Here is a 26,687-nt window from a genome sequence, read left to right as displayed (position 1 = left end):
TTTTGATATAGAAGAAAATTTTAAATCCTCCTTTTATACCTATTTTGTTTGATTGCTGATCAAAGTGCTCTGACATTCAACCTTTTAGGTTCTTTCATACCCTAAACCTATATAAAAACCAGGTATTTCAGCCAGCAAACCCGATTTATGATGAAAACATCGGTCCTGGAAGGTCGATTCTGCCTGTAAACAACTTTGAAGGTATAGATATAGATATATTCGGTTTTGGACATTTATCCAGCCATGCTGCATTGTTGCTCCATTAATTGGAACGTTGCATTTGCAGGAGGCAAAGATGGAAGCAACCAAAGTCAATATCAATACATTAATTGATGAAGCGAAATTTACACCATTTCACTGGGGTGTTCTGATCTGGTGTTTGATCATTATTATTTTTGATGGCTATGACCTGGTGATTTATGGAGTAGCCTTACCATTATTAATGCAGGAATGGTCTTTAACAGCGGTACAAGCAGGGATGTTAGCTAGTACTGCCTTGTTCGGCATGATGTTTGGTGCCATGAGTTTCGGCACGCTGTCCGACAAAATCGGGCGTAAGAAAACGATTATGCTCTGTGTGGCAATTTTTAGCGGATTTACCTTCCTGGGGCCATTCGCCAGCTCACCGGTAGAGTTTGGAATTTTACGTTTTCTGGCTGGTCTTGGCATTGGCGGAGTTATGCCAAACGTTGTAGCGCTAATGACCGAATATGCGCCAAAACGTATCCGTAGCACTTTGGTTGCCCTGATGTTTAGTGGTTATGCGATTGGCGGTATGACGTCTGCACTTTTAGGTGCATGGCTGGTACCACAGTTTGGCTGGCAGATCATGTTCTATATTGCCGGTGTTCCTTTATTGGCTTTACCGTTAATCTGGAAATTCCTGCCTGAATCGTTGATGTATCTAACCGTCAAAAATCAGACTGTAGAAGCACGAAACATCATTAAAAAGATTTCACCTGCTCAAGATATTACAGAAAATTCTCAATTTGTCCTGAATGAAGTGAAAAAGGGTGATGAAGCACCATTAAAAGCATTATTTCAGAAAGGTCGTACATTCAGTACCTTCATGTTCTGGATTGCTTTCTTTATGTGTCTATTGATGGTGTATGCATTGGGAAGCTGGTTACCAAAGCTGATGATTCAGGCGGGTTACTCATTGGGTGCTAGTATGATCTTCCTGTTCGCCTTGAATATTGGCGGCATGATTGGCGCAATTGGCGGGGGTTATCTGGCTGATAAATTCCATATCAAAAAAGTGCTGACCATTATGTTCCTGTGTGGCGCATCTGCCTTAATTCTGCTTGGTTTTAACAGCCCGCAGTTTGTACTTTATACCCTGATTGCAATCGCTGGTGCTGCAACGATCGGTTCACAGATCTTGTTATATACCTTTGTTGCACAATATTACCCATCTACTGTGCGTTCTACCGGAATGGGTTGGGCATCGGGAATTGGTCGTATTGGTGCCATCGTTGGGCCCGTTTTGACAGGTGCATTGCTGACAATGGAACTACCACACCAAATGAACTTCTTTGCCATCGCGATTCCGGGCGTGATTGCAGCGCTGGCCATTTTTCTGGTGAACCTGAAAGCTTCTGTAGATGGTGAAGTCCTTGAAACCTCTGAATCGGGCGAAGCCATACTTGCCAAAGAAGCGAATTAATAAAGAAAATATCAGTTAATAAGTTAAATATTTCAATGGAATAGGTCACCATCATAAATGGTGGTGACCGGTTACTGGAATTAAATTGCATAATAAAAAAGCGAGTTTAGGATGAACATGTCGCAATTCACTAATCAACAATCAATCAACAATTCAACCTTCAAACATAAAGTTTTGATGAGCATGATGGCAATAAGTATAGGCGGTATCAGCCTGTCAGCTATAGCGCAAAGCACAGCTCAATCCAGTCAGGATGAAATCGAGCAGTTACGTCAGGAAGTCAAAGCCTTGCGTGCCATGCTTGAACAGCAACAGTCTCGACAAGTTACATATACAGCACAGGCAACAACACCGGCAGCTATAGCACCAGCAGCCAAACCTGTGATGAAACTTGCTAGTGGTGCTGAATTCAATCTTTACGGGAATGTCCGTGCCGATGCCTCTTATCAGGCTGAAGGCGGTGCAGCTACACGTATGTACAACCAGATTAATGCTGTTCCACTTGAGGGTGTAGGCGAGCGCAGTGATGAGTTCAAATCAACACTTTCTGCAACCCGTCTAGGGATGGACTTTAAAGCCCCTGTAGGTGCTGGGGACAAAGCCCTGAGTGCTAAAGTTGAAGTAGATTTCCTGGGTGGCGCAAGTCTGGATAATTTACGTATCCGTCATGCTTATATGAGTTATGCCAACTGGCTGATTGGTCAGACCTGGTCAAACTTTGCTATACCGGATTATATGCCAGAAACTGTAGATGCTTTAGCTTATGCAGGTGGTGCAGTAAAGCGTACGCCTCAGGTTCGTCATACCAGTACCTTTAGTCCTGCTACCAATCTGGTCCTTGCAGTAGAAGATCCAAAAGATGGAACCATTATTGGTATTAAACAGCGTTTACCGGCTTTGACAGTACGTCTAAATCATAAGTTTGCTGATAATCTTTCCGTCAGTGCCCGTGCCATGGGGAATGAAAAGCGTGTCAATGGAGATGAAAAAATGGCATGGGGTGTAGGACTTGGTGCAAAATATGAAGTCGTACCCAGTATTACTTTAAAAGCCGACTATTATCATGTCAAAGGGGATAGCAGCTTTGTGTCTTATGCTAATCCTGGTGTAGTCAGAGCGACGAACGGGGATCTTTTACAGAGTGAGTTCGACTCGATTACTGTCGGTTTAACCCAGCAGTTTAATGACAAGTTACGTGGTACCTTGGGCTATGGTTATATGAATTTCGAGCAAGATAATGGATATGTTACTGCTACCGCGAATCCAACAGCAATTAACAAGGACCTTTGGCAGGCATGGGCCAATGTATTTTATAACCCTTCCAAGCCACTCAGCTTTGGTTTTGAATATGTATATGGTGAACGTGAAGCATTAGGTGCAGCCACGAATGGTAGCACTAAGGGTGAAGATAACCGGATTAACGCCGTTGCGATCTATAGCTTTTAATACTTCTCAGATTATATTTTGAAAAGCGTGAACCCAGTTTACGCTTTTTTATTGTGTTCAATTTGATCGATGATCTGTTCTACAGCTTGAGCAAGTTCATCTGTCCATTCAAAAGAACAATTTAATCGAATAAAGTTCTGTGCTGCATGTTTAGGCCTGAACAGCAGACTCGGTGCAATGGAAATCTTCTGTTCAAGCAAATCTGTATAGAGCTGCTGCGAATCCATATCTTCAGGCAGCTCTACCCACAAAAAATAGCCCGTTGGATAATAGTGAATCTTACAGTCTTCAGGTAATCTGGCTTTGAGTTCCTGATAAAAACGTTTTTTGTTCTGATTTAAATGACGGCGCAAACTACGCAAATGCTTTTCATAATGATGATGCGCAACAAAATCTACCAATGTATTCTGTAAAAGCGGACTCACACTCAGGGTACTCATCAACTGTAGATGTTGAATGGCATTGGAATATGGGCCTGTAAAGACCCAGCCGACCCGAGCACCCATGCCTAGTGTTTTAGAAAATGAACCACAGTGCAGCACCATATTTTCCTGGTCAAAATATTTCACTGGCACTGGTTTTTCCTTGCCAAAGTTCAGTTCCTGATAAACGTCATCTTCAATCAGATGCACCTGATACTGAGCTAAGCACTGTGCAATATTTTCTTTGATTCCTGCAGAAACTGTATAACCAATCGGGTTCTGTGCGTTCAACATCAGCCAGCAGACTTTGATCGGATATTGTTTCAGGACTTTTTCAAAAGCTTTCAGATCAAAACCACGTTCAAGATCATCAGGAAGAGTAATGACATTTAGTCCCAGTCTTTCAGCAGCCTGCCAGGCCCCATAAAATACGGTTTCCTGCAAAAGAATATAATCACCCGGTTGGGTGAGTGCCTGTAAAGACAAATTTAGAGCATCCAGCGCACCAGATGTAATGACAATGTCATCTGAATGGCATGATATACCTTGTAGTTGATAACGTCCGGCAATGATCTGGCGCAGCTCCAGATTACCCGGTGGCATATTTGGATGATTCAGATAGCTGTTTTTACGTTTGGAATGCTGGGATAATAACTGCATAAATTTGCTATTAAATAGGAGTTCCGGATTGGGGAATGCCGATCCCAACGGGATCATATCTGCTGCTTGGGTATCTTTGAGATAGTTAAATACCACCGAATTGATCTGTATTTTCTCGTGAGCTGCTAATGTTTCTTTAATGGAAGTTATTGCAAGACCAGCACGTTCTGCAATGTAATACCCGGATTTATCTTTGGCATACAGCCAGCCTTGTGCCTCGAGTTCCTGATAGGCATTTAACACTGTCATCAGGCTATAACCGGAAAGTTCGGACTGCTCACGCAATGAAGGGAGTTTGTTATGGGCTTTCCAGATGCCATCTTCAATCATATGGCGAATACTGAGTGCGAGTTTTTCAAATTTATACATACATTAAGAAAAATAAAAAATGGAATTTTATCTGCATATATAGCATATTTAGTCAGGTTAAATATAACAGTTAGGGCAGTTATGATTTATCTGTTATATTTTTTTAGGCAGTATTTGTATCTACTCATTTTTTGCAATCGGGCTGAAAATAAGCATAGTCCCTAAATCCAGCGACAGGTGAGCATATGACTCCAGACGAACAGAAAAAAGCACCGAAATATGCAGACAGCAGTATTTCTGATGAAGCTTTCAAAAAGATGATTATTTGGTTCGCTATTTATGCAGGGTTGTTTTGTCTGGGGGTGGCTTTAGTGGTCAACGCTGATAACCTGTTCTTCTCAGGACTCAAATAATAAAAAATCCCGGTTTAATGGCCGGGATTTTTATTCATATGATTATTCCATTATAAAAAATGATAGTTTTTGATATTTTCATAGACGCCGTAGTTTTTGTCACATTTTGCTACTTGCTTTCATATTTTTCCTTGCTAGATTCAAGCAAGTGATGCGTTTATTTTGCAGTGTCTGCTAATCTGCGCATCATGCTTAAATAAAAATATTTAAAAATCTCGACAATAATATGGACGTATAACAAGGATAAAGGAGCACAACATGCTTGGAAATATGATGTTTCAGCCCTTACTGATCAGCAGCATGATTGAACATGCAGGACGCTATCATGCCGATACTGCGGTAATTTCAAAAAATACTGATCTCAGCATGACTCATACGACCTGGGGCGAAATTCGTAGCAATGCCAAACGTTTCGCCAATGTGCTGAATCAGCTGGGACTGCAACATGGCGACCGTGTCGCGACCATTGCATGGAATAACCATCGTCATCTGGAATCCTGGTATGCCATTTCTGGAAGTGGATTTGTTTGCCACACGATTAATCCACGTTTATTCCCGGAACAGTTGGTATTTATTATTAATGATGCATCAGACCGTGTAATCCTGTTTGATAAAACCTTTGTACCCTTAATTAAAGCCGTCAAACCGATGCTAAGCAAGGTAGAGCACTTTATCTGTCTGGATGCAAAAGATGAGGCTATCCTTGAAGTTCTTCCAGATGTGAAATTCTATGATGAGCTGATTGCCGATCAATCTAATGATTTTGATTGGCCTGTACTTAATGAAAATGCAGCAAGCTCACTGTGTTATACCTCTGGAACTACAGGTCATCCAAAAGGGGTTTTATATAGTCACCGTTCAACGACATTACATAGTTTTGCGATCAGTTTGCCGGATTCACTGAATGTATCCGCACGAGATATCATGCTGCCTGTAGTACCGATGTTCCATGTCAATGCCTGGGGGACACCGTATGCAGCAGCGATGGTCGGCTGTACTTTGATATTGCCAGGCCCAGGGCTGGATGGCGCTAGTCTGGTCAATTTAATTGACAGCTATAAAGTATCAGTTGCTCTAGGTGTACCAACGATCTGGCAAGGCTTGATTGCAGCAGCACAACAGTCGGGTTCCAGGTTAGAAAGCTTAAAACGCAATGTCGTCGGCGGTTCGGCATGTCCGCCTTCAATGCTAAAAGTATTTAAAGAACAGTTTGATTGTGAAACCATCCATGCCTGGGGTATGACGGAAACCAGTCCACTTGGTGCAGCCAATCAGATTAAAGCCAAGCATCTGGATTTGAGTGAAGAAGAGCGTTTACAAATTCGCCTTTCTCAAGGTCGTCCACCATTTGGCGTCGACTTGCGTTTGACTGATGAAGAAAATGGATCGAATGAAATTACTCGCGATGGTGAAACCACAGGCAATCTACAGATTCGTGGTCACTGGATCATCAATAACTATTTTGGCAAGGAAGAATCTTCTTTAACTGCTGATGGTTGGTTTGATACGGGGGATATTGCCACCTTGAATGAAGATGGCTTCATGAAAATCAGCGACCGTGCCAAGGATCTGATCAAATCGGGCGGAGAATGGATCTCCTCGGTGGAACTGGAAAATCTGGCCATGGGTCATCCACAAATAGCCATGGCAGCTGTCATTGCTGCACAGCATCCGAAATGGGATGAGCGTCCAATCCTGATTGCGATTAAAAAACCTGACAGTCAGCTCACCGAGCCAGAACTGCTGGACTATTTTGCTGACAAAGTAGCAAAATGGCAGGTGCCAGACAAAGTAATTTTTGTCGATGCAATTCCACTGAGTGGTACTGGCAAGATGCTGAAAAAAGACTTGCGTGAAAAGTTCGGAACAGTATTGCTGGATCAGCAGACAGAGCTCAGCCCAGCTGTAGAATAATACCTATAAACTCTGCCAAAATAACAAGGCTGACTACAGAAATGTGGTCAGCCTTTTGCATATTTATAGCCATAAAGTTCATAGAAAAATAGTCGATCCAGATAGGCAAACTGGCATGAAATGCCTTTCGGATTTACATGCCGAAAACCAACCTTAATCAAAAGCACATCATTTTGTCCGACAAAAAACAGGAATTCTACTGACAGAAACATGATTTGACCCGAATTGACATGGAACGAATCATAAAAGCCTATATTCTGAATGCATAATAAATAGACAGATGTACATTAATTCTGTTTCTGTATGAGGTAATAAAAATGACAAGTATGCAAAGCTACAAGCCTCACTGGATCCGAGAAGACTTTATTGATTTCATTGCTGAAAAAGTTCATCCAACTTTGGCATTGAAAAAAGTGAAGGCAGAAGTGATCAGCATCCAGCTTATTGGCAATGATTTTTATAAGATCCAGCTACGTCCAAATTTCAACTTTCAGGCTAAAAAATTTCAGCCAGGACAGAATGTAGCTGTGACTTTAAGACTGGATGGTATTTTGCATCAGCGTCATTATTCTGCCGTTACAATGCTAAAAAATGGTGATGTAATTATCGCTGTTAAACAGCAGGGTAAAGTATCCCGTGCCTTGAGCTCCTCACAGCTGGGTGCTGTGGTAGAGCTTTCACAGCCACAGGGCGAATTCACACTGCTGAATTCCCCTAAACCCATTTTAATGCTGGCCTCAGGCAGCGGCATCACTGCAATTTACTCCTTACTGCAAAAAGCCGTAGTGCAGTTTCAGCATCCGATTGATCTGATCTACTTCACCCGTGATGATGCGTTTCATGCTGAAATCAAAACCTTGGCACTGATGCATCCACATCTGAAATATCATCATTTTAATACTGTGGAGCATAAGCAGCATCTCAGCCTACAGTTACTCAACAAGCTGGTGCCTGATTTTGAACAACGTGAAATTTATGCCTGTGGTTCAGCGGCCATGATGAAAACAGCACACCGTATTACTGAAAAGCTTTCCGTGAAATCCAGTTTCCATTCTGAATACTTCCAGATCGTGGTGGATGAAAAAGTTAAAGCACAACCTGTGCAATTCCAGCGATCGCATCAGGAGTTTCAGGCCAGTTCTACCATTCTGGAAAGTGCTGAACAAGCAGGTTTGCGTCCTGCACATGGTTGCCGAATGGGAATTTGTAATACCTGTTCCTGCACCAAAGTCAGTGGCTCAGTAAAAAATATTTTGACTGGTAAAATCGATCACGAGAGCAATACCCCGATCAAATTGTGTATCTCCCAAGCCGTTAGTCCTGTGGTGATTAATCTTTAATCCCTAGAAAAATAAGAAGGTACTCCCATGAATATGCAAATTGATTTTAAGCGGCACAATAAGAGCCAATTTTTAAGCCCTGAACAGATTCAGGAATTTGGTGCCAAGGTGGATGCGATCCGCCGTGAGGTGATGGATGATTTAGGTGAAAAAGATGCTGAATACATCTATAAAATCCGTAATTTTGTCCGCTATAGCGAAATTGCTTCCCGGGGCATGCTGATGGTGGCCGGTTGGTTGCCACCAGTCTGGCTACTCGGTACAGGCTTATTGGGTATTTCCAAAATCGTAGAAAATATGGAACTTGGTCATAACGTGATGCATGGCCAGTTTGACTGGATGAATGATCCAAGTCTGAATGGTTCGACTTATGACTGGGATACCATTGCCACCGGTGATGACTGGAAATATACCCATAACTATATTCATCATACTTATACCAATATTGTCGGCATGGACCACGATGTGGGTTATGGCCTGATTCGTGTGAGTGAATCGCAAAAATGGGAACCCCGTTTTCTATTTAATATTCCACTAACAATTCAGTTGATGGTGTTCTTCGAATGGTACGTGGGTCTACAGCGCCTGCATCTAGAAGATGTAATTGCCTATAAAACCAAAACCTGGAAACAGGTTTGGGATGAAGCAGCGCCACTACGTAAAAAGATGCGCCGTCAGGTACTGAAAGATTATGTATTCTTCCCGATTATTGCCGGTCCAAATGCCATTCCAGTATTTACTGGCAATGCAGTGGCCAATGTGATTCGTAGTCTGTGGGCTTCCGCTGTGATCTTTAACGGTCATTTCACGGAAGATGCTGAAACTTTTGAAATGGACAATACGGAAAATGAATCCCGTGCGGAATGGTATCTGCGTCAGATCCGTGGCTCGAGTAATTTCAGTGGTACCGAATGGCTGCATATTCTAAGTGGTAACTTGAGCCATCAGATTGAGCACCATTTATTCCCGGACATGCCAGCGAACCGTTATTCAGAAGTGGCACCAAAAATCAAAGCATTATGTGCTGAATATGGTATCCACTATAACGAAGCCAGTTTTATGAAGCAGTTTTCGACCGTTTGGGTTCGCGTTGCAAAATGCTCTGTACCAAACGAATGGCATGCACAAATTGCAGAAAAAGTGCAAAGCGCAAAATTTATATTGAATGCTGTAAAAGCCAAGTTCTTTTAATCACTTTTCTTTAACAGCATCATATTGATGTTTCTTAACCAGTTTGGTACTCCTCAATAACTTTGGATGGGTTATTGAGGATTTTTTTTATCTGAGCTTCTTATACATATCAACTTGGTTGTAGATTGTCTTGGATCTAGTAATATTAGTTCCAATAAGCTTAAAAAATACTAATACCTTATCAAATTGAAGTATTTTAAAATATTTAATTAATTAGAATAATTAAGTAATACATCATATTTTATGGATAAAATGTGAAGAATTCTTTTCAAAAAAACACTCATGCAAAACAGACTTGGTACGGCTGAAACGCTTTGCCTACAACAACTTGCTAAACTTTAGGAAAGTTATTTTTATAATGGCGGCGTCGTAACATTCAAGGTTTTAGTTTTGAAATATCTTAAATATTTTTCAGGAATCTCCTTATTATTGCTGTTAACTGCTTGTAACACCACTGAAGCGCCAGCTCCAGATTATCAAGGCAACTGGAAGAACACTCTAGAAAATCCAAAACTTGAAAATATCCTGGTAATTGCTAAAAATGGTGAAAATTATCTGATTACCAATACCATCAAAGATAAGGAAACCGGTAAAACAGAGAAAAAGAATCCAATGCCCGCGGCTGTGAATGAAAATGGCATGCTTCAGTTGAATGCAGGGGCAGGAATGGTCGATTTTGTAATTGATGAAAAAACTGGCAACCTTGTAGGGTCAGGTTCAGTCTACAAAAAAGCCAAATAATGCTCTAATCTAATCCATTTAGAAATAATAACATAAATGTCATGAAACGGAATTATTCATGACATTTATTTATATAGATATTTAAGCAATATGCCTTAATAATTCGGTAAAATCCTGCACAAAATAATTTGCTCTGGCTTTAATCAGCTCGATTTCATGAGCAGAATACTGATCATAAATTGCCACTACCTCTATTCCTGCATTATTCGCAGCTTCTACACCAATTAAAGAATCTTCAATAATCAGGCAATCTTTGGCTTCAATTTTAAAATGCTCAAGAACATTCAGATAAATTTCTGGATGTGGCTTGATGTTCTGGACATTTTCGCGGGTGAGGATTAAGGCAAAATCATCATCAAAGCTGATTTTAGCGTTAATATTTTGATTATTGTCCTGATAACGCTGCACATTGAATAAACTGGTGGTTGTGGTTAAGGCCAGTGGAATCTCTTGTTTTTTCAGGGCCTGGATTATAAGTTCCGCCTGAGGTTTTAATTCGACCACATGATCCAGAAAATGTCGTGAAATACTGTAACGGCGGTTTTTGACGTCTTCTTTGTTTAGTTCAAAACCGTATAGTTCTTTTAAATAACCACAATATTCCAGATAAGGATCAGGCAAATGTCGAAAGGCTGTCAACTGTAGATCCCGCTGCTGCTGGATCAATTTTAAATTGGCTTTTATACCGGAAAGTTCATGAATCAGGGCAGCATCGACCTGATTCCAAATGCCTACAGAATCAATCAACGTACCATCCAGATCAAAACAGACTAGTTTTTTGTTCTGAAACATGACACTTTTCCCTTAATTTCCACAGTCTATTCTGTGCGGCTGAGTATATAACATGCGACTTAAGTGTTTCAGCTGAAATAAAAGATAAGGGTTATCCATTTTACATGAAGTGGTATTTGACAGAGTTACAGATCGGGTAAACAGTATTTTTATTGCAAAACACATCCTGAATGATCATACAGATAGTCACAAAGTGTTATATTTGGACATTGGCACTAGATCAAATTGCGCGGATGATAGATCCGCCAAAATGATTAAAAAATTGAAGGAAATGTGTTTCTGTGTTTGAACTTGACTGTAAATTGCTCAGCATCTTTTATTATGTCTACAAATTTAAGAACGTCTCCCATGCAGCCGATTATCTGGATATGAGCCAACCGACGGTGAGTAATCTGCTCAATAAAATCCGTCAGCATTATAATGATCCTTTATTTTTGCGTATTGGCAATGAAATGCTGCCGACGGATCTGTCAAAGCAGCTATTTCCTTTGGTCAGTGAGGCGCTAAGTAAAGTCGAAACCATCAATAATTTTACTATTGATTTCGATCAGGCCACGTCCCAGCAACGCTTTACCTTGGCAATGACCGATGTATCGCATCTGGTCCTGTTGCCAAAAATTTCACAATATCTAAAACAGCACGCTTCGCATATTCGTCTGAATGTGCGTCCAATTACTTCAGAAACCAGCTATCAAATGGCCAATGGAGAAATTGATCTGGCTTTAGGTTTTTTGCCGAATCTGGAAAATGGTTTCTATCAGCAGAAATTGTTTGAACAGTATTATGTGGTGATTGCAGCCAAAGACCATCCACGGCTGGTTGGCGACAGCCTGACTATTGAAGAGTATTTGCGTGAAACGCATATTGATATTGATGCCGGGATGGGACATTACCATATTGAAAATGAACTGCTAAATCTGGAACTCAAGCGAGACATTCTGATGCGCTTGCCAAGCTATTTAGGCGTAGGACTGGTGGTGCAGGAAACCGATGCAATTGCGACTGTGCCTTATTATTTGAGTGAAGTATTACTATCGCGTGGCAATCTCAAGATTTTTAATGCGCCGATTGCATTCCCGACCTATTCTGTGAAGCAGTATTGGCACATGTCCTGTCATCATAAAACCAGTCATCAATGGTTACGCAATATATTGCATGAGATTTTAAGTAAATAATCCTGCAGCTATAGACCCGGACTTAGTCCTCATCTATAGATTTTAAAATCTCGGCCTATGCTGGGATTTTTGTGTTTTGGTGCATCTTGATGCCTATAACAGATTCTTGCACCTGAATTGATCAGTTAAAACCCCAAAAAGTATTACTAAATGGAAAAACAGTATTACTAAATTGGCACAGCCTTTGCATCTATCAAACTCATCATAAAGTGATCTAGGGTTCCGATACATGAACATTCATGTATGTCTGAGACCGAGAGTTCACGGCGAAAGGAAACACTGATCGCTACACGGAGGGATAAAAGCCCGGGAGGTAAACCGTCAAAGATTAGGGTAGATGCATATGAGCACAATAACTTATCACGAAGATCAAGTCCTTTGGACTGAACGTTTACCGGGTGGACACCACTGGTCTGCACGCATTCAGCGCGGCGCAGTCTTACAACTTAAATCCTTAGGCAACAATGCCAATGTCGCACTGTACTGCGTGAATAGCGGAGATAAACTTGAACGCTATAACATGCCAGACAGCTTAAAAGGGCAACACACGGCATTTTTAAGTACTGGGCATATTTTAACTTCTGATTTGGGTCGTGCCATGGTCTCGATTGTCAAAGATGATCACGGTTGGAATGATGTTTTTTGTGCACCAAGTACTGCACAGCAAATTGAAAATCAATTTGGTCAAAAGACCTTTCAAGATGCCCGTAACGAGATGTACCGCAACGGCAAAGACAGCTTATTACTTGAGATGACCAAATTTGGATTATCGGCAACCGACCTCAGCAGCACTTTAAATCTGTTTTCTAAAGTTCAACCTGATGATAATGGCAATCTCAGCTATGTGGCATCAGACAATACCGATCAAGTGATTGAACTACGTTTTGAAATGGATTGTTTGGTGTTTTTATCATCCGCACCACATGCATTAGACAATAGCACCGTGTATGCACCTGCTGATATCGAATTAAATCTGTTTAAAGCACTTCCTTTAGGCGACAGCGATGTATGTCGTGATTCATGTCCGCAAAATCAGCGTGCATTCCAAAATAACAATCGTTACTACGCATTAAGCGCTTAATTGGGGGAATACAACATGACTACACTTGTGAATTTAGAAAAATCAGTGTTAAGCGAAGTCTGTCCTGCTGGTGAAGCATGGATGTGCGAAGTCAAAAAGGACAGTATTTCCGTATTGTTGACTTAGAGGGAAACCAAGCGGTCGATACGCTTTTTATCTCGGCTTCAAACCCTGAAGAGCGTTATAGCGCAACCGATACTTTAGCCATTAATCAGCAAATTTATTTAGAAAAAGGCACAACTTTATACACAAACTTTGGTAATAAAATCGCCACTATTCATGATGACAACTGCGGTCGCCACGACACGTTGGGCGGTGCATGTTCATGTGAAAGCAACACAGTGCGTTATAGCTTAGATAAATATCCAATGCACAGTTGCCGTAACAATTTCATGATTGCGCTGTCACAACATCCGATTGCCAAAAAGCATGGTTTAAACGTGCGCCATATCGGTCCAAATATTAATTTTTTTATGAATGTACCTGTAACTTCAGATGGTCACCTGAAATTTGATGATGGGATTTCTGCACCGGGCAAATATGTGGAAATTAAAGCTGAGATGGATTTGATTGTGTTGATCTCAAACTGCCCACAACTGAATAACCCATGTAATGCCTATAACCCAACAAAAATTCAACTGATTGTCCGTGAAGGCGAGGTATAAGACTATGACTTTAAAATATGGGTTTAATAAAGTTCTCATCGCCAACCGTGGTGCAATTGCTTGTCGTGTCATCCGTACCCTTAAAAAATTAGGCATCCAATCGGTTGCGGTGTATTCGGAAGCAGATCGTGATTCCTTGCATGTGACTTTAGCTGATGAAGCGGTCTTTATTGGTGATGCACCTGCAAGCCAAAGCTATCTGAATGTCGATAAAATCTTAGAAGTGGCCAAACATACCGGTGCGCAAGCGATTCATCCGGGCTATGGATTCCTGTCTGAAAATGCCGAATTCTGTAATCTCTGTGAAGCACAAGGCATTGTGTTCTTGGGTCCAAATGCCGAGCAAATGAAAGCATTTGGTCTGAAACACACTGCACGTGAATTGGCGATTCAAGCCAATGTACCGTTATTGCCAGGTAGCCAATTATTGGCTGATGAAGCTGAAGCCCTGCTTGAGGCTGAGCGTATTGGCTATCCTGTGATGCTGAAAAGTACCGCAGGTGGTGGTGGTATTGGCATGCGTTTGGTGTGGAATGCGGAGGAGCTGAAAGAAGCTTATGCAACCGTGTCTTATTTAGCGCAAGCCAACTTTAAAGATGCAGGCCTTTACTTAGAAAAATTCGTACAAAATGCTCGTCATATCGAAGTGCAAATCTTTGGTGATGGCAACGGTTTAGTTCTAGCACTGGGCGCGCGTGATTGTTCGGTGCAACGTCGTAACCAAAAAGTCATTGAGGAAACGCCTGCACCACATTTAAACGATACGCAACGTGCCTATATTCAAAATGTCGCGATTCAATTGATGCAATCGGTGAATTACCGCTCGGCAGGTACCGTTGAATTTGTCATGGATACCGACACGCAAGAATTCTATTTCCTGGAGGTGAATACCCGTCTGCAAGTAGAACACGGCGTGACTGAGCAAGTCTTTGGTGTGGACTTGGTTGAATGGATGGTGACTTTAGGCAGTGGCGATTGGGTGGCACCTACATTAAAACTTGAGTCTCAAGGTCATTCGATTCAAGTGCGTCTCTATGCAGAAGATCCAATCAAAAACTTCCAGCCAAGTGCAGGGCTTTTAACGCATGTAGAATTCGATGCCAATGCACGTAATGAAACATGGGTAGAAACAGGTTCAAATGTCTCATCCTTCTATGATCCGATGATTGCCAAAATTATTGTGACTGCGGATGATCGTGAGTCTGCGATTCAAGCCATGACCGATACACTGGCTAAAACCCAAGTGGCTGGTATTGAAACCAACCTTGAATATCTGCAAAACATTATCGACTGTGATGTGTTTAAAGCCGGTACGCAAACCACACGCTTCTTAAATACTTTTGAATGGAAAACCCAAAAAATTGAAGTCCTGCAAGCCGGTATACAAACCGCCGTGCAAGATGTGACAGGACGTTTGGGTTATTGGGATGTCGGTGTACCACCATCAGGTGCGATTGATCCGCTGTCTTTAAATGTCGCGAACCAACTATTAGGCAATGTACCGAATACCGCAGGTTTGGAATGTACGCTACAAGGCCCAAGCTTAAAATTCCATTGCGATAGCCAAATTGTATTGGCAGGTGGCGATATGCCATCGACTTTGGATGGCGTTCAAGTTCCGATGTGGCAAACCGTGAATGTACGTAAAGGTCAGGTGCTGAAATGTGGCAAGATCGCCACAGGTTGCCGTACTTATATCGGGATTAAAGGCGGTCTGAATGTGCCTGAATATTTAGGCTCACAAGCGACCTTTACTCTAGGTCAGTTTGGTGGTCATGCAGGGCGTAATTTGCTGATTGGCGATATGCTTCCAATCACGGCATTTACATCTGATGAAGTGAAAGCATTAAGCAAAGATCAAATCCCTGCCTTCTCAAATACTTGGGAAATTGCGGTGATGTATGGTCCACATGGTGCACCGGATTTCTTTACTAAAAATGATATTGATACCTTCTTTGCCAACGAGTTTGAAATTCACTTCAACTCCAGCCGTACCGGAATTCGTTTGATTGGTCCAAAACCAGAATGGGCTCGTCAGGACGGTGGCGAAGCGGGTCTGCATCCATCGAATATTCATGACAATGCCTATGCCATTGGGGCGATCGATTTCACTGGTGATATGCCAATTATTCTTGGGCCTGATGGTCCCAGCCTAGGTGGTTTCGTGTGCCCTGCGGTGGTGATCAATTCTGAGCTTTGGAAACTCGGTCAGCTCAAAGCCGGCGATAAAGTCAAATTTGTACCTCTCAGCTATCATCAAGCGAAATTGCTGAATGAAAAATATCATGCACAATTAACTGCTGAAGATACGCAAGCGGTGACTTTTGATGAAGCATTTTATCCTGAAATCAGCACACTGAAATCTGCCATTTTAGATACCCTAAAAGGTCAAAATGGCACGCCTGATGTGGTGTATCGTCCTGCCGGTAACAACTATATGTTGGTGGAATATGGCGAGTTAGTTTTAGATTTAAACCTACGTTTCCGTATTCATGCTTTGATGCAGTGGGTACAACAGCAAAATATTCAGGGCATTATCGACCTGACACCAGGTGTTCGTTCGCTACAAATCCATTTTGATTCGATCAAACTTGATCAAATTGATTTACTGCGTTTATTGCAAGTAGCAGAAGCGGAACTGCCTGATGTGACGCAAATGCAAGTTCCATCACGTACCGTGTATTTGCCACTAGCTTGGGAAGATTCACAAACCCAACTCGCTACCGAACGCTATATGCAAACCGTGCGTCCCGATGCACCATGGTGTCCGGACAATATTGAATTTATCCGTCGTATTAATGGCCTAAAAGATAAACAAGCCGTAAAAGATGTGGTGTATAACGCGAGTTATTTGGTCATGGGCTTGGGCGATGTGTATTTGGGGGCACCTGTAGCAACGCCACTTGATCCTCGTCAGCGTTTAGTCACCACTAAATATAACCCTGCACGCACATGGACACCTGAAAATGCTGTCGGCATTGGCGGTGCATATATGTGTGTCTATGGTATGGAAGGTCCGGGCGGTTATCAGTTTGTCGGTCGTACCTCGCAAATGTGGTCACGCTACCGTAAAAACCCTGATTTTGAACAGGGTATGCCGTGGTTATTACGCTTCTTTGATCAAATTAAGTTTTATGAAGTCTCCGAAGCTGAACTGATGCACATGCGTGAGGACTTTAAAGCAGGTCGTTTAAAACTGCGTATTGAAGAGGGTGTACTTAACCTGAAAGAATACAACGACTTCTTAACGGAAAACCAAGAGTCGATTGCTGCCTTTAAAGCAGTGCAACAAGCCAACTTTGATGCAGAGCGCCGTCGTTGGCATGAAGCAGGACTTGCAGAATATGTGTCTGAAAGCCTGGATGCGGTAGATGATGGCGAAGGTGTAGAAGTGCCTGAGGGGGGGTGTGCGGTGGAATCGCATATGCCAGGTTCAATTTGGAAAATTGAATGTCAGTCAGGGGATATTGTGGAAGAAGGGGCAACGCTTGCGGTGATTGAAGCAATGAAGATTGAGATTCCGATTATCGCACCTGAGCGTATGCGAGTGGATGCGATTACCATTGAAAAAGGGCAAACGGTAAAAACAGGACAGGTGTTATTTACGTTGGCGCCAGTAGCTTAAAGAATCCTCCCTAACCCTCCTTTTTCAAAGGAGGGAATTTCCTCTCTTTATTCTTGCGCTATATATAGCTCAGGGTTAGGGAAGATTAAGATCATCCATGGTTTTTTATACTTTGAATATTGGTATTCAGGTTAAATATGTGATCAATTAAAAATAATAACTTTAAATAAATATTCATTTTTAATCCCAGCTCCCTAGGGAGCTGGGATTACCTAAAAAAATAAATGAAGAGTTATTACTAACGTCTACATGTTTGGGTATGCGAGCCAATGCCTCACACAACTATCCAGATTACATATTGGGATAGGAGAAAGGCACGGCTTCGCAAGAATTATCCAAATTACATATTTGGATAATTCGGACCACCAGCACCTTCCGGTGTTACCCAGGTGATGTTCTGAGAAGGATCCTTAATATCACAGGTCTTGCAGTGTACACAGTTGGCTGCATTGATCTGGAAGCGTTTAGAACCATCATCATTTTCCATGATTTCATATACACCCGCCGGGCAGTAGCGCTGAGCTGGCTCATCCCATTTTGGCAGGTTCACGTTCACTGGAATTGAAGCATCAGTTAGTTTCAAATGCGCTGGCTGGTTTTCTTCATGAACAGTGTTGGATACAAACACTGAAGACAGGCGGTCAAAAGTCAGCTTGCCATCCGGTTTTGGATAGTTCGGCTTGAAGTTCACCGCATCAACAGTTTTCAATGTCTTAAAGTCTGGCACCAGGTCATGCAGGGTGAATGGCACTTTAAACACGTTCTGGTCGATAAAGTTGAATGCACCACCCATCCATTGACCGAACTTATGCATTGCAGGGCCAAAGTTACGCGCGCTATACAGCTCTTCTTTCAACCAGCTGTTGTTGAACTTGTCTGTATAAGCAGTCAACTCTTTTACGAAGAAATCTTCGCCTTCAGTTACACGTGCAACTGCCAGGTCACCGCCTTTCTCTACACCGGCCTTGATTGCTTCAAATACCGCTTCACCACAGAGCATGCCTGACTTCATCGCAGTATGTGAGCCTTTGATCTTGGCAAAGTTCAGGAAGCCGGCATCATCACCGATTAAAGAACCACCTGGGAAAGTGAATTTCGGCAGAGAGTTAAAACCGCCTTTGGTTACGGCACGCGCACCATAAGAAATACGTTTACCGCCTTCCAGATACTGTTTGATCAGAGGATGGGTTTTCCAGCGCTGCATTTCCATGAACGGATACATATGCGGGTTTTCATAAGAAAGATCCACGATCATGCCCAGGGTCACCTGGTTATTTTCAGCATGGTAGAGCCACCAGCCACCTGAAGAACCGGTTTCATTGAGTGGCCAGCCAGCACCATGCATGACCAGACCCGGTTTGTGCTTGGCAGGATCAATTTCCCATAGTTCTTTAATGCCGATCCCGTAGTGTTGTGGATCTGCATCTTTATCCAGGTTGAATTTCTGGATCAGGCGTTTACCTAAGTGGCCACGGCAGCCTTCAGCAAAAATCGTGTATTTCGCGTGCAGCTCGTAACCTGGAGTGAAGTTATGCGTTGGTTCGCCATCTTTACCAATGCCCATGTCACCCGTCTGGATACCTTTGACTGAACCATCTTCATGGTAAAGGATTTCAGAGGCAGCAAAGCCTGGGAAGATCGACACTTCCAGTTCTTCCGCTTTTTGGCCTAACCAGCGCACCACATTGCCCAGTGAGATGACATAGTTGCCATCGTTATGCATGGTTTTTGGCACCATCCAGTGCGGAGCTTCTTGTGATTTTTCATCAGAGAGCAGGAAGAAGGTTTTGTCTTCAGTCACTGGAACGTTTAAAGGTGCACCTTCTTCTTTCCAGTTAGGGAACAGCTCGTTCATGGCACGCGGTTCAAGTACAGCACCAGACAGAATATGAGCACCGACTTCGGAGCCTTTTTCCACGACACAAACGGACAGATCATTCAGGTTGTTTTCAATTGCAAGCTGACGGATTTTGATCGCAGCAGAAAGACCCGCAGGGCCTGCGCCTACGATAACTATGTCAAACTCCATCGATTCTCTTGTAATATTTTCCATAATATAAAATCCAATTTCGCTATGCGATATTTATAGCATTATATAAATCGGTTATGAAGCTTATTTTTGATCTTTTTATTTGAAATAGGACTTTATCTATTTTTTAAATCTTATCTATTTCATAGCATTAAAAAGGTTTGCTGCAAATTCTAGTTAAAGTAGGAAGATGTGTAGATTGAGTATTCAATAATAAGAGCGACTTAATGTCGCTCTAATAATCATTTTTTTATATGTTATTGAGATTCAGCGCAATATTATTCACCATGTGAATCAGACGCGGTCCAATTTCATTTTCCAGTTTTTCCTGATTGAGCAGATAACTTGGTGCACCGCAGTTAAATGTTAAAATTCCATGTTTGGGATGAATCAGTGGAACTGCCACGGAATTCACATCTTTTGCCCAGTCTCCCAAAGACAGACAGTAGCCATAATCCTGATAATCACGGATTGCACGTTCCAGATTACGCTTGATGGTTGGCCATTGATCTTCATTTCTTTTCTTGATCGCATCAAATAAATATTCACGTTCTTTAACTTCCATTGCAGCCAGGCAGGCACGACCCATGGCACTACTATGCAGTGGCAAGGTTGAACCAACTGGACGGCGCATAGTCAGCGTTGATTCTGTATGTACCACTTCCAGATAAATCATGCTTAAGCGGTCACGTGTTGCCATGGCTACAGGCGCTTGTGAATAACGTGACATTTCCTCCATGAAAGGATAGGCTTGGGTACGTGCAGAAATATTGCTTAAAGCAGCATATCCTAAGGCTAAAACACCAACGTCTAACAGATATTTAGTGGTATTCGGAAGCTGTTTTAAATATCCTAACGAAACCAATGTGCTGGTGATCCGGGCTACGGTTGGTTTTGGTAAATTGGTCAGTTGTGCAATTTCCTGGTTGCCCAGTAATTGATTGGTTGCTGAAAAACATCTCAGGATTTCCAATCCACGCGCAATAGATGCGATAAATTGAGGATTGTTTTCTCTATGAATATGAGAAATCGGATCTAAACGGATCTCATCAAAATTAGGAATTTCGCCAGTTTTATTTTTTGTCATGATCAGAGCAATTAAAGGTAAATTAATAAATATGATAGCAATTAAATTTCACGATACAAAATAAAACACTTCTATTAAAGATAAAAATAAATAAAAAATATCAGCTTTATCTGTATTTAGTTCAATTAGTGCTATTCAGCTAAAAAACGATACAACATTCTTCATCATTCTAAGTAAATAAGATTCTTAAGTATCTCTAGAAAATTTAAATTACTCTCTGAAAGAAAACAACACCTCAAATTTTCGAAATAAATATAAATACAGGCCTGTATTTATATTTATTTTATTTATTGAAGGAGAATTTTCTGAAATAGCTTTCTGCCTTATAAAGATCAGAATAATCTTTCCTAAGTGCAGTTTTAACTCTTATTTGATACAAAAACAACAAATAAATTTCGTATTGTGAAATAAAACATTAAATCCATTCTCATCTTAAAACTTGAAAAAGTTTATTTTTTAGAAAGAAACAAAATTTTTTGACGATTTTTCTTGCTCATTTTGTTTTTTTATGGTTATTTATTTCGCTATGCGAAACTAAAAATTACGGTAAAGGAATTTACCGATATTAAATAAATGGAGATCCATATGATCCGTGACCCGGAAATGCTTGAACAGCTACTATCTACAATTCGTAATTTCGTAAAAAATGAACTAGTTCCTCTAGAACATGAAGTTGAAGAAAAAAATGCGATTCCTGAACATATTGTGGATCAGATGAAAGAATTAGGCTTGTTTGGCCTGACGATTCCAGAAGAATATGGTGGTTTAGGTATTACCATGGAAGAAGAAATTCTGGTCGCGATGGAACTAGGTCGTACATCTGCTGCGTTTCGTTCTTTGATTGGAACCAATAATGGAATTGGCTCAAGTGGTATCGTCATTGACGGTACAGAAGAACAAAAACAGAAATATTTACCGCGTTATGCGACTGGTGAAATCATAGGTTCTTTCTGCTTAACTGAGCCAGATTCAGGTTCGGATGCAGCATCTTTAAAAACCAATGCAGTCAAAGACGGCGATTACTATATTTTAAATGGCACCAAGCGTTTTATTACCAATGCACCTCGTGCAACAACATTCACCGTCATGGCACGTACCAATCCGGAGATTAAAGGTGCGAGTGGCATTTCAGCATTTTTGGTAGAAGCCGGCACACCGGGTTTAAGCTTGGGTAAAATTGACAAAAAAATGGGCCAACATGGTTCTTATACCTGTGATGTGATTTTTGATAACTGTAAAGTGCATAAAGATCAGCTTATTGGTGGCGTAGAAGGAATTGGTTTTAAAACCGCGATGCGTGTGCTTGATAAAGGCCGTTTGCACATTGCCGGTTATAGCGTGGGCATGGCAGAACGTATGCTGGAAGATGCTTTAAATTATGCCGTTGAGCGTAAACAGTTTGGTCAACCAATTACAAATTTCCAGTTAATTCAAGGCATGCTGGCAGATTCCAAAGCTGAAATTTATGCAGCCAAATGTATGGTGCTAGATGCGGCTCGACTTCGTGATGCTGGCAAAAATGTGACGACTGAATCTTCATGCGCAAAAATGTTTGCCACTGAAATGTGTGGTCGTGTCGCGGATCGCTGTCTGCAAATTCATGGTGGAGCTGGCTATATTAGCGAATATTCCATTGAACGTTTTTACCGTGATGTGCGCTTGTTCCGTCTGTATGAAGGTACAACTCAAATCCAGCAAATCATTATTGCACGTGAAATGATTAAACAAGCTACAGCTTGATCGGCAGATTTTAGAAGATTGGAACTATTAAAATGAGTACAAAAATTAGATTTAATTGGCAAGACCCGTTTTTAATCGAACAGCAACTAACGTCAGAAGAGCGTATGATCCGCGATGCAGCGGCAGCGTACTGTCAAGACAAACTGATGCCGCGTGTACTGGAACAATTCCGTCATGAACAGACTGATCAGACCATTTTCCGTGAGATGGGTGAGCTCGGCTTGCTAGGACCGACGATTCCTGAACAGTATGGTGGTGCCGGGTTGAACTATGTCAGCTATGGCCTGATTGCACGTGAAGTTGAACGTGTCGATTCAGGTTACCGTTCTATGGCCAGCGTACAAAGCTCGCTGGTGATGGTGCCAATCAATGAATTTGGCTCTGAAGAACAGAAACAGAAGTATTTACCAAAACTGGCAACTGGTGAATATATTGGCTGTTTCGGCCTGACTGAACCGGATCACGGTTCAGATCCGGGCAGCATGATTACTCGTGCCAAGAAAGTTGATGGCGGTTACCGCTTAACTGGCGCAAAAATGTGGATTACCAATAGTCCAATTGCCGATGTATTTGTTGTTTGGGCGAAAGAAGTCTCTGCTGAAGGTAATGTCGGTGATATTCGTGGCTTTATCCTGGAAAAAGGCTGGGAAGGTTTATCTGCACCAGCGATTCACGGCAAAGTGGGTCTGCGTGCTTCGATCACCGGCGAAATCGTGATGGATAATGTATTTGTTCCAGAAGAAAATGCCTTTCCGGAAATTCGTGGCTTACGTGGACCATTTACCTGTCTGAACAGTGCACGTTATGGCATTGCCTGGGGTGCGATGGGCGCAGCTGAATTCTGCTGGCATACTGCGCATCAATACACCATGGACCGTAAACAGTTTGGTCGCCCATTGGCAGCCAACCAGCTAATTCAGAAAAAACTGGCGGATATGCAAACTGAAATCGCGCTTGGCTTACAGGTTGCTTTACGTTTTGGCCGTATGAAAGATGAAGGGATTGCTTCGGTAGAAGGAACTTCACTGATCAAACGAAATAACTGTGGTAAAGCCCTGGATATTGCCCGTCTGGCCCGTGACATGATGGGTGGAAATGGCATTAGTGATGAATTCGGCGTAGCCCGTCATCTGGTCAACTTAGAAGTGGTGAATACCTATGAAGGTACCCATGATGTACACGCTCTGATTCTCGGTCGTGCCCAAACTGGAATTGCAGCATTCTGCAATTAAATAAAGATAAGCCTCTAGCCAGCATTGCTGGCTAGTCTGGTTTTTTCAGTTTTTATTTAATAAGCGACTGACTTAGCTCTCTAGAACATATTTGAATGTACTACATAGCTACAATTAAATTAAAAAATGATCGAATATTTTATATTTCATTTAAATAATTAAGTGAAATATGGATTCTTAAGAGGCACAGGAGTGCTGAAAAGTAGAAAGGGTATTATGGATACAATCAGTTCACAACAACACCCGGTGGAAGGTGGAAACGAACCCAAGCAGAAAGTCTGGATTCTGGCCTTTATCTTTTCGTTTTTGGCATTACTGGTCGATGGAGCGGATATTGCCTTATTGGCTTATAGCCTGACCAGTTTGAAACAGGAATTTTCATTAAGCAATATGCAGGCCGGTGCCTTAGGCAGCTGGACACTTGCAGGTATGGCAATAGGTGGTTTTTTTGGAGGTTGGGCTTGTGACCGTTTTGGCCGGGTTCGTGTGATTGTCATTGCCATTGCCTTATTTTCATCATTAACTTTCTGGCTAGGATTTACTGAAAGTTACGATCAATTTAAATGGCTGCGTTTTACTTCTGCGATTGGATTAGGGGCCTTATATATTGCCTGTAATACACTCATGGCAGAGTATGTACCTACCAAATATCGCTCCACAGTATTGGCAACCCTGATGACTGGCTGGACCTTAGGTTCGGTGGTGGCCACTGTTCTAGCGGGCTGGTTATTGCCTGAATATGGCTGGCGCTATCTTTATTACATTGCCATTATTCCTATTGTTCTTGCAGTCGCAATGTACTTTTTAGTGCCTGAACCAAAAGCCTGGTTAGATGCGCGTCAAGCACGTCTGGATGCAAAAGCCAGTGGTATTGTCCAGGAAAAGCCAAAAAACACATTTAAAATGATTTTTGTAGATGCACTTAGCCGTCGCATGTTTATCCTGTGGTCATTCAGTACCGCATTTTTACAGTTTGGATATTACGGTGTTAGTAACTGGTTACCGGCTTATTTAGAGTCAGATCTGGGGATCAAGTTTAAAGAAATGACCCTGTATATGATTGGAACCTTCCTGATCATGATGTGTACCAAAGTCATTGCCGGCTTTATTGCTGACCGGATTGGCCGTCGTGCAGTGTTTGCTTTTGGTACCATGGGTACTGCGATTTTCATTCCAGTGATTGTCTTTGGTAATACACCAGATAACATTCTTTGGTTGATGCTGTTCTTCGGCTTCCTGTATGGCATCCCATACGGTATTAATGCCACTTATATGACAGAAAGTTTCTCGACCAAAATCCGCGGAACAGCCGTGGGCGGTGCCTATAACGTTGGTCGTTTAGGTGCTGTTTTCGCTCCCTTGACCATTGGCTACTTTGCTCAAGGTGGCTCCATTGGTACCGGTTTATTGATTATGGGGATTGCCTATTTTCTTTGTGGTCTGATTCCCGCGTTTTTTATTAAAGACCGTTTATTTGACCCACAAAAAGCCGATTAATTGATAGATCCAACATTTTATAAAGACAGGAAGATGCTAGGAAGCAATTGCATGAATAAAATCACACAGGACATTGAAACTATACTCAAGCAGATTCCAGACGGCGCACATATTATGACCAGCGGCTTCGGTCTGGCAGGACAGCCAATCGAGCTTATTGAAGCGCTGATTGATATTGGTCCGAAAGACTTAACCATCATTAATAATAATGCTGCTTCTGGTGACAGAGGCCTAACCAATCTGTTGTTATCTGGGCTGGTCAAGAAAATGATCTGTTCATTCCCGCGTGCCAATAATTCTAAAGTATTTGAAGAGCTATATAAAGCTGGAAAAGTAGAGCTAGAACTGGTTCCACAAGGGAATTTAGCTTGCCGAATTCAGGCAGCGGGTGCAGGTCTGGGCGCTATTTTTACGCCTACAGGTTTTGGAACCAAAATTGCTGAAGGAAAAGAGACCCGTCATATTAATGGCAAGGACTATGTGCTGGAATATCCAATTTATGCGGATTATGCCTTGATTTATGGCAATCAGGCGGACCAATGGGGCAACTTGACCTACCGTAAAGCAGCGCGAAACTTTGGTCCTTTAATGGCAAAAGCAGCTAAAACCACCATTGCCCAAGTACACGAAATTGTTGAACTCGGCGATCTAGATCCTGAGATTATCGTGACACCGGGTATTTTTGTGCAGCATGTGGTGAAGGTAGGAGATATTAAATAATGGCTATTCAAAAACGTACACGTGAGCAGATTGTAGAAAAAGTTGCACAGGATATTCCCAGCAGTTCTTATGTGAATCTTGGTATTGGTTTGCCGACACGCGTTGCCGGTTATTTAAAGCCTGAGCAAGATATTGTCTTGCATTCCGAAAATGGCGTTCTGGGTTTTACCGCTTTAACTGATCCTGAACAGGCTGATGATGATCTGATTAATGCTGGTAAAGAACTGGTCAGCATGCTCGATGGCGGCAGTTTTATGAACTCTGCGGATTCTTTCGATATTATGCGTGGTGGCCATTTGGATTTCTGTATTATGGGTGCATTTCAGGTCGCAGTGAATGGTGATCTGGCTAACTGGCACACCGGGTCACTAGATGCAGTACCTGCGGTTGGCGGAGCGATGGATCTGGCAGTGGGCGCACGTTGTGTCTATGTCTGTATGGAACATGTCACTAAAAATGGTGAGCCTAGAATTGTAGAAGAACTGACTTATCCAATTACTGGTAAAAACTGTGTAGACCGAATTTATACTGACTTATGTATCATTGAGCTAAAAGATAATCAGGCTTGGGTAGTGGAAATGGTCGATGGCCTAAGTTTTGAAGAGCTACAGCAAAACACCGGTTGTAAGTTACTTGATGGTCGCGCTACAGAGAGCTTAAAAGTATCAGTTTAATAATCTAAAGAAATGAAACCATCTTTACAAATCGCAGCTTAGGCTGCGATTTTTTTATAAGATATTCTTTTATGCTAACAGTCAAAGAACTTAAAAAATAAGTAGTTTGTTACTCAACTGAGTTATTTAAAACTCTTAATTAAAAGAAAGCTTAAAAGATATCTTAAAAGGATTTATACAAATATTAAGATTTTAAATCAGGTTAAATTTTTAAATATCAAAAGATTAAATAAAATAATCGAAAAGGATTCTGGTAGAAGAGAGTTCT

General features: G+C 41.8%; 20 protein-coding genes, 1 pseudogene and 1 riboswitch. Of the genes and pseudogenes, 16 read left to right on the top strand and 5 right to left on the bottom strand.

Going from position 1 to position 26,687, the window contains the following annotated elements; all coding sequences use genetic code 11:
• Positions 1-295 precede the first annotated feature (295 nt).
• Together HADU_RS13820 and HADU_RS13815 are read left to right on the top strand one after the other, a co-directional pair.
• Positions 296-1,666, top strand: coding sequence for an MFS transporter (locus tag HADU_RS13820; protein WP_005222225.1), 1,371 nt, complete (start codon positions 296-298; stop codon positions 1,664-1,666).
• Between the two features lie 111 nt (positions 1,667-1,777).
• Complete coding sequence (locus tag HADU_RS13815) at positions 1,778-3,112, top strand: DcaP family trimeric outer membrane transporter (RefSeq protein WP_171056680.1); 1,335 nt, start codon at positions 1,778-1,780, stop codon at positions 3,110-3,112.
• A 38-nt stretch (positions 3,113-3,150) separates the two neighbouring features.
• Here the strand turns inward: HADU_RS13815 and HADU_RS13810 are convergent, their stop codons facing one another.
• Positions 3,151-4,563, bottom strand: a complete 1,413-nt coding sequence (locus HADU_RS13810; RefSeq protein ID WP_008307331.1) for a PLP-dependent aminotransferase family protein — start codon at positions 4,561-4,563, stop codon at positions 3,151-3,153.
• A 185-nt stretch (positions 4,564-4,748) separates the two neighbouring features.
• On the opposite strand from HADU_RS13810, the gene HADU_RS15690 reads away from it, so the two are divergent.
• A complete protein-coding gene (locus HADU_RS15690; RefSeq protein ID WP_004809426.1) occupies positions 4,749-4,916 on the top strand; it encodes a hypothetical protein in 168 nt (55 codons plus the stop codon).
• A 258-nt stretch (positions 4,917-5,174) separates the two neighbouring features.
• Positions 5,175-6,830: a long-chain-fatty-acid--CoA ligase gene (locus HADU_RS13805; RefSeq protein WP_004809425.1), complete on the top strand. Its 1,656-nt coding sequence runs from the start codon at positions 5,175-5,177 to the stop codon at positions 6,828-6,830.
• Between the two features lie 47 nt (positions 6,831-6,877).
• Here HADU_RS13805 and HADU_RS15580 read toward each other — a convergent pair whose 3' ends face one another.
• Positions 6,878-7,042: a hypothetical protein gene (locus HADU_RS15580; protein WP_004809424.1), complete on the bottom strand. Its 165-nt coding sequence runs from the start codon at positions 7,040-7,042 to the stop codon at positions 6,878-6,880.
• Positions 7,043-7,147: 105 nt separating this feature from the next.
• Here HADU_RS15580 and HADU_RS13800 point away from each other — a divergent pair, with 105 nt between their 5' ends.
• From HADU_RS13800 to HADU_RS13790, 3 genes are all read left to right on the top strand, one after another.
• On the top strand, positions 7,148-8,170 hold the full coding sequence (locus HADU_RS13800) for a flavin reductase family protein (protein WP_008307328.1): 1,023 nt from the start codon (positions 7,148-7,150) through the stop codon (positions 8,168-8,170).
• A 27-nt stretch (positions 8,171-8,197) separates the two neighbouring features.
• Complete coding sequence (locus HADU_RS13795) at positions 8,198-9,361, top strand: fatty acid desaturase family protein (protein ID WP_004809422.1); 1,164 nt, start codon at positions 8,198-8,200, stop codon at positions 9,359-9,361.
• A gap of 390 nt (positions 9,362-9,751) precedes the next feature.
• Positions 9,752-10,102: a hypothetical protein gene (locus HADU_RS13790; RefSeq protein WP_034434013.1), complete on the top strand. Its 351-nt coding sequence runs from the start codon at positions 9,752-9,754 to the stop codon at positions 10,100-10,102.
• A gap of 81 nt (positions 10,103-10,183) precedes the next feature.
• Here the strand turns inward: HADU_RS13790 and HADU_RS13785 are convergent, their stop codons facing one another.
• On the bottom strand, positions 10,184-10,894 hold the full coding sequence (locus HADU_RS13785; protein WP_004809418.1) for an HAD family hydrolase: 711 nt from the start codon (positions 10,892-10,894) through the stop codon (positions 10,184-10,186).
• 281 nt (positions 10,895-11,175) lie between these two features.
• On the opposite strand from HADU_RS13785, the gene HADU_RS13780 reads away from it, so the two are divergent.
• From HADU_RS13780 to uca, 4 genes and pseudogenes are all read left to right on the top strand, one after another.
• Positions 11,176-12,069, top strand: a complete 894-nt coding sequence (locus HADU_RS13780; RefSeq protein WP_004809417.1) for a LysR family transcriptional regulator — start codon at positions 11,176-11,178, stop codon at positions 12,067-12,069.
• Between the two features lie 203 nt (positions 12,070-12,272).
• Positions 12,273-12,384, top strand: a riboswitch (guanidine-I (ykkC/yxkD leader).
• A gap of 28 nt (positions 12,385-12,412) precedes the next feature.
• Positions 12,413-13,150 (top strand): urea amidolyase associated protein UAAP1, encoded by a 738-nt coding sequence (locus HADU_RS13775; protein ID WP_005222210.1) that lies wholly within the window; start codon positions 12,413-12,415, stop codon positions 13,148-13,150.
• Positions 13,151-13,165: 15 nt separating this feature from the next.
• Positions 13,166-13,815: pseudogene (locus HADU_RS13770) on the top strand (urea amidolyase associated protein UAAP2).
• Between the two features lie 4 nt (positions 13,816-13,819).
• A complete protein-coding gene (uca, locus tag HADU_RS13765) occupies positions 13,820-17,440 on the top strand; it encodes an urea carboxylase (protein ID WP_008307322.1) in 3,621 nt (1,206 codons plus the stop codon).
• Between the two features lie 340 nt (positions 17,441-17,780).
• Here uca and HADU_RS13760 read toward each other — a convergent pair whose 3' ends face one another.
• Positions 17,781-19,493 carry an electron transfer flavoprotein-ubiquinone oxidoreductase gene (locus tag HADU_RS13760; RefSeq protein ID WP_008307320.1) on the bottom strand — a complete coding sequence of 571 codons (1,713 nt, stop codon included), beginning with the start codon at positions 19,491-19,493 and terminating at the stop codon, positions 17,781-17,783.
• Positions 19,494-19,719: 226 nt separating this feature from the next.
• Positions 19,720-20,556, bottom strand: a complete 837-nt coding sequence (locus tag HADU_RS13755) for an IclR family transcriptional regulator (RefSeq protein ID WP_005222202.1) — start codon at positions 20,554-20,556, stop codon at positions 19,720-19,722.
• Positions 20,557-21,141: 585 nt separating this feature from the next.
• On the opposite strand from HADU_RS13755, the gene HADU_RS13750 reads away from it, so the two are divergent.
• From HADU_RS13750 to HADU_RS13730, 5 genes are all read left to right on the top strand, one after another.
• Positions 21,142-22,296, top strand: a complete 1,155-nt coding sequence (locus tag HADU_RS13750; protein WP_005222194.1) for an acyl-CoA dehydrogenase family protein — start codon at positions 21,142-21,144, stop codon at positions 22,294-22,296.
• A gap of 32 nt (positions 22,297-22,328) precedes the next feature.
• A complete protein-coding gene (locus tag HADU_RS13745; RefSeq protein ID WP_005222192.1) occupies positions 22,329-23,528 on the top strand; it encodes an acyl-CoA dehydrogenase in 1,200 nt (399 codons plus the stop codon).
• Between the two features lie 216 nt (positions 23,529-23,744).
• Complete coding sequence (locus HADU_RS13740) at positions 23,745-25,025, top strand: MFS transporter (RefSeq protein WP_008307316.1); 1,281 nt, start codon at positions 23,745-23,747, stop codon at positions 25,023-25,025.
• Between the two features lie 51 nt (positions 25,026-25,076).
• A complete protein-coding gene (locus HADU_RS13735; RefSeq protein ID WP_005222181.1) occupies positions 25,077-25,745 on the top strand; it encodes a 3-oxoacid CoA-transferase subunit A in 669 nt (222 codons plus the stop codon).
• Positions 25,745-26,419 carry a 3-oxoacid CoA-transferase subunit B gene (locus HADU_RS13730; protein WP_005222180.1) on the top strand — a complete coding sequence of 225 codons (675 nt, stop codon included), beginning with the start codon at positions 25,745-25,747 and terminating at the stop codon, positions 26,417-26,419. Before HADU_RS13735 ends, HADU_RS13730 begins: the two co-directional genes overlap by 1 nt.
• Positions 26,420-26,687 lie beyond the last annotated feature (268 nt).

It is taken from the genome of Acinetobacter sp. HA (genome assembly GCF_000264725.1).
Taxonomy (GTDB): Bacteria; Pseudomonadota; Gammaproteobacteria; order Pseudomonadales; family Moraxellaceae; genus Acinetobacter; species Acinetobacter schindleri.
The sequence above is the reverse complement of the archived record's forward strand: the minus strand, read 5'-3'. Positions and strand labels throughout refer to the sequence as shown.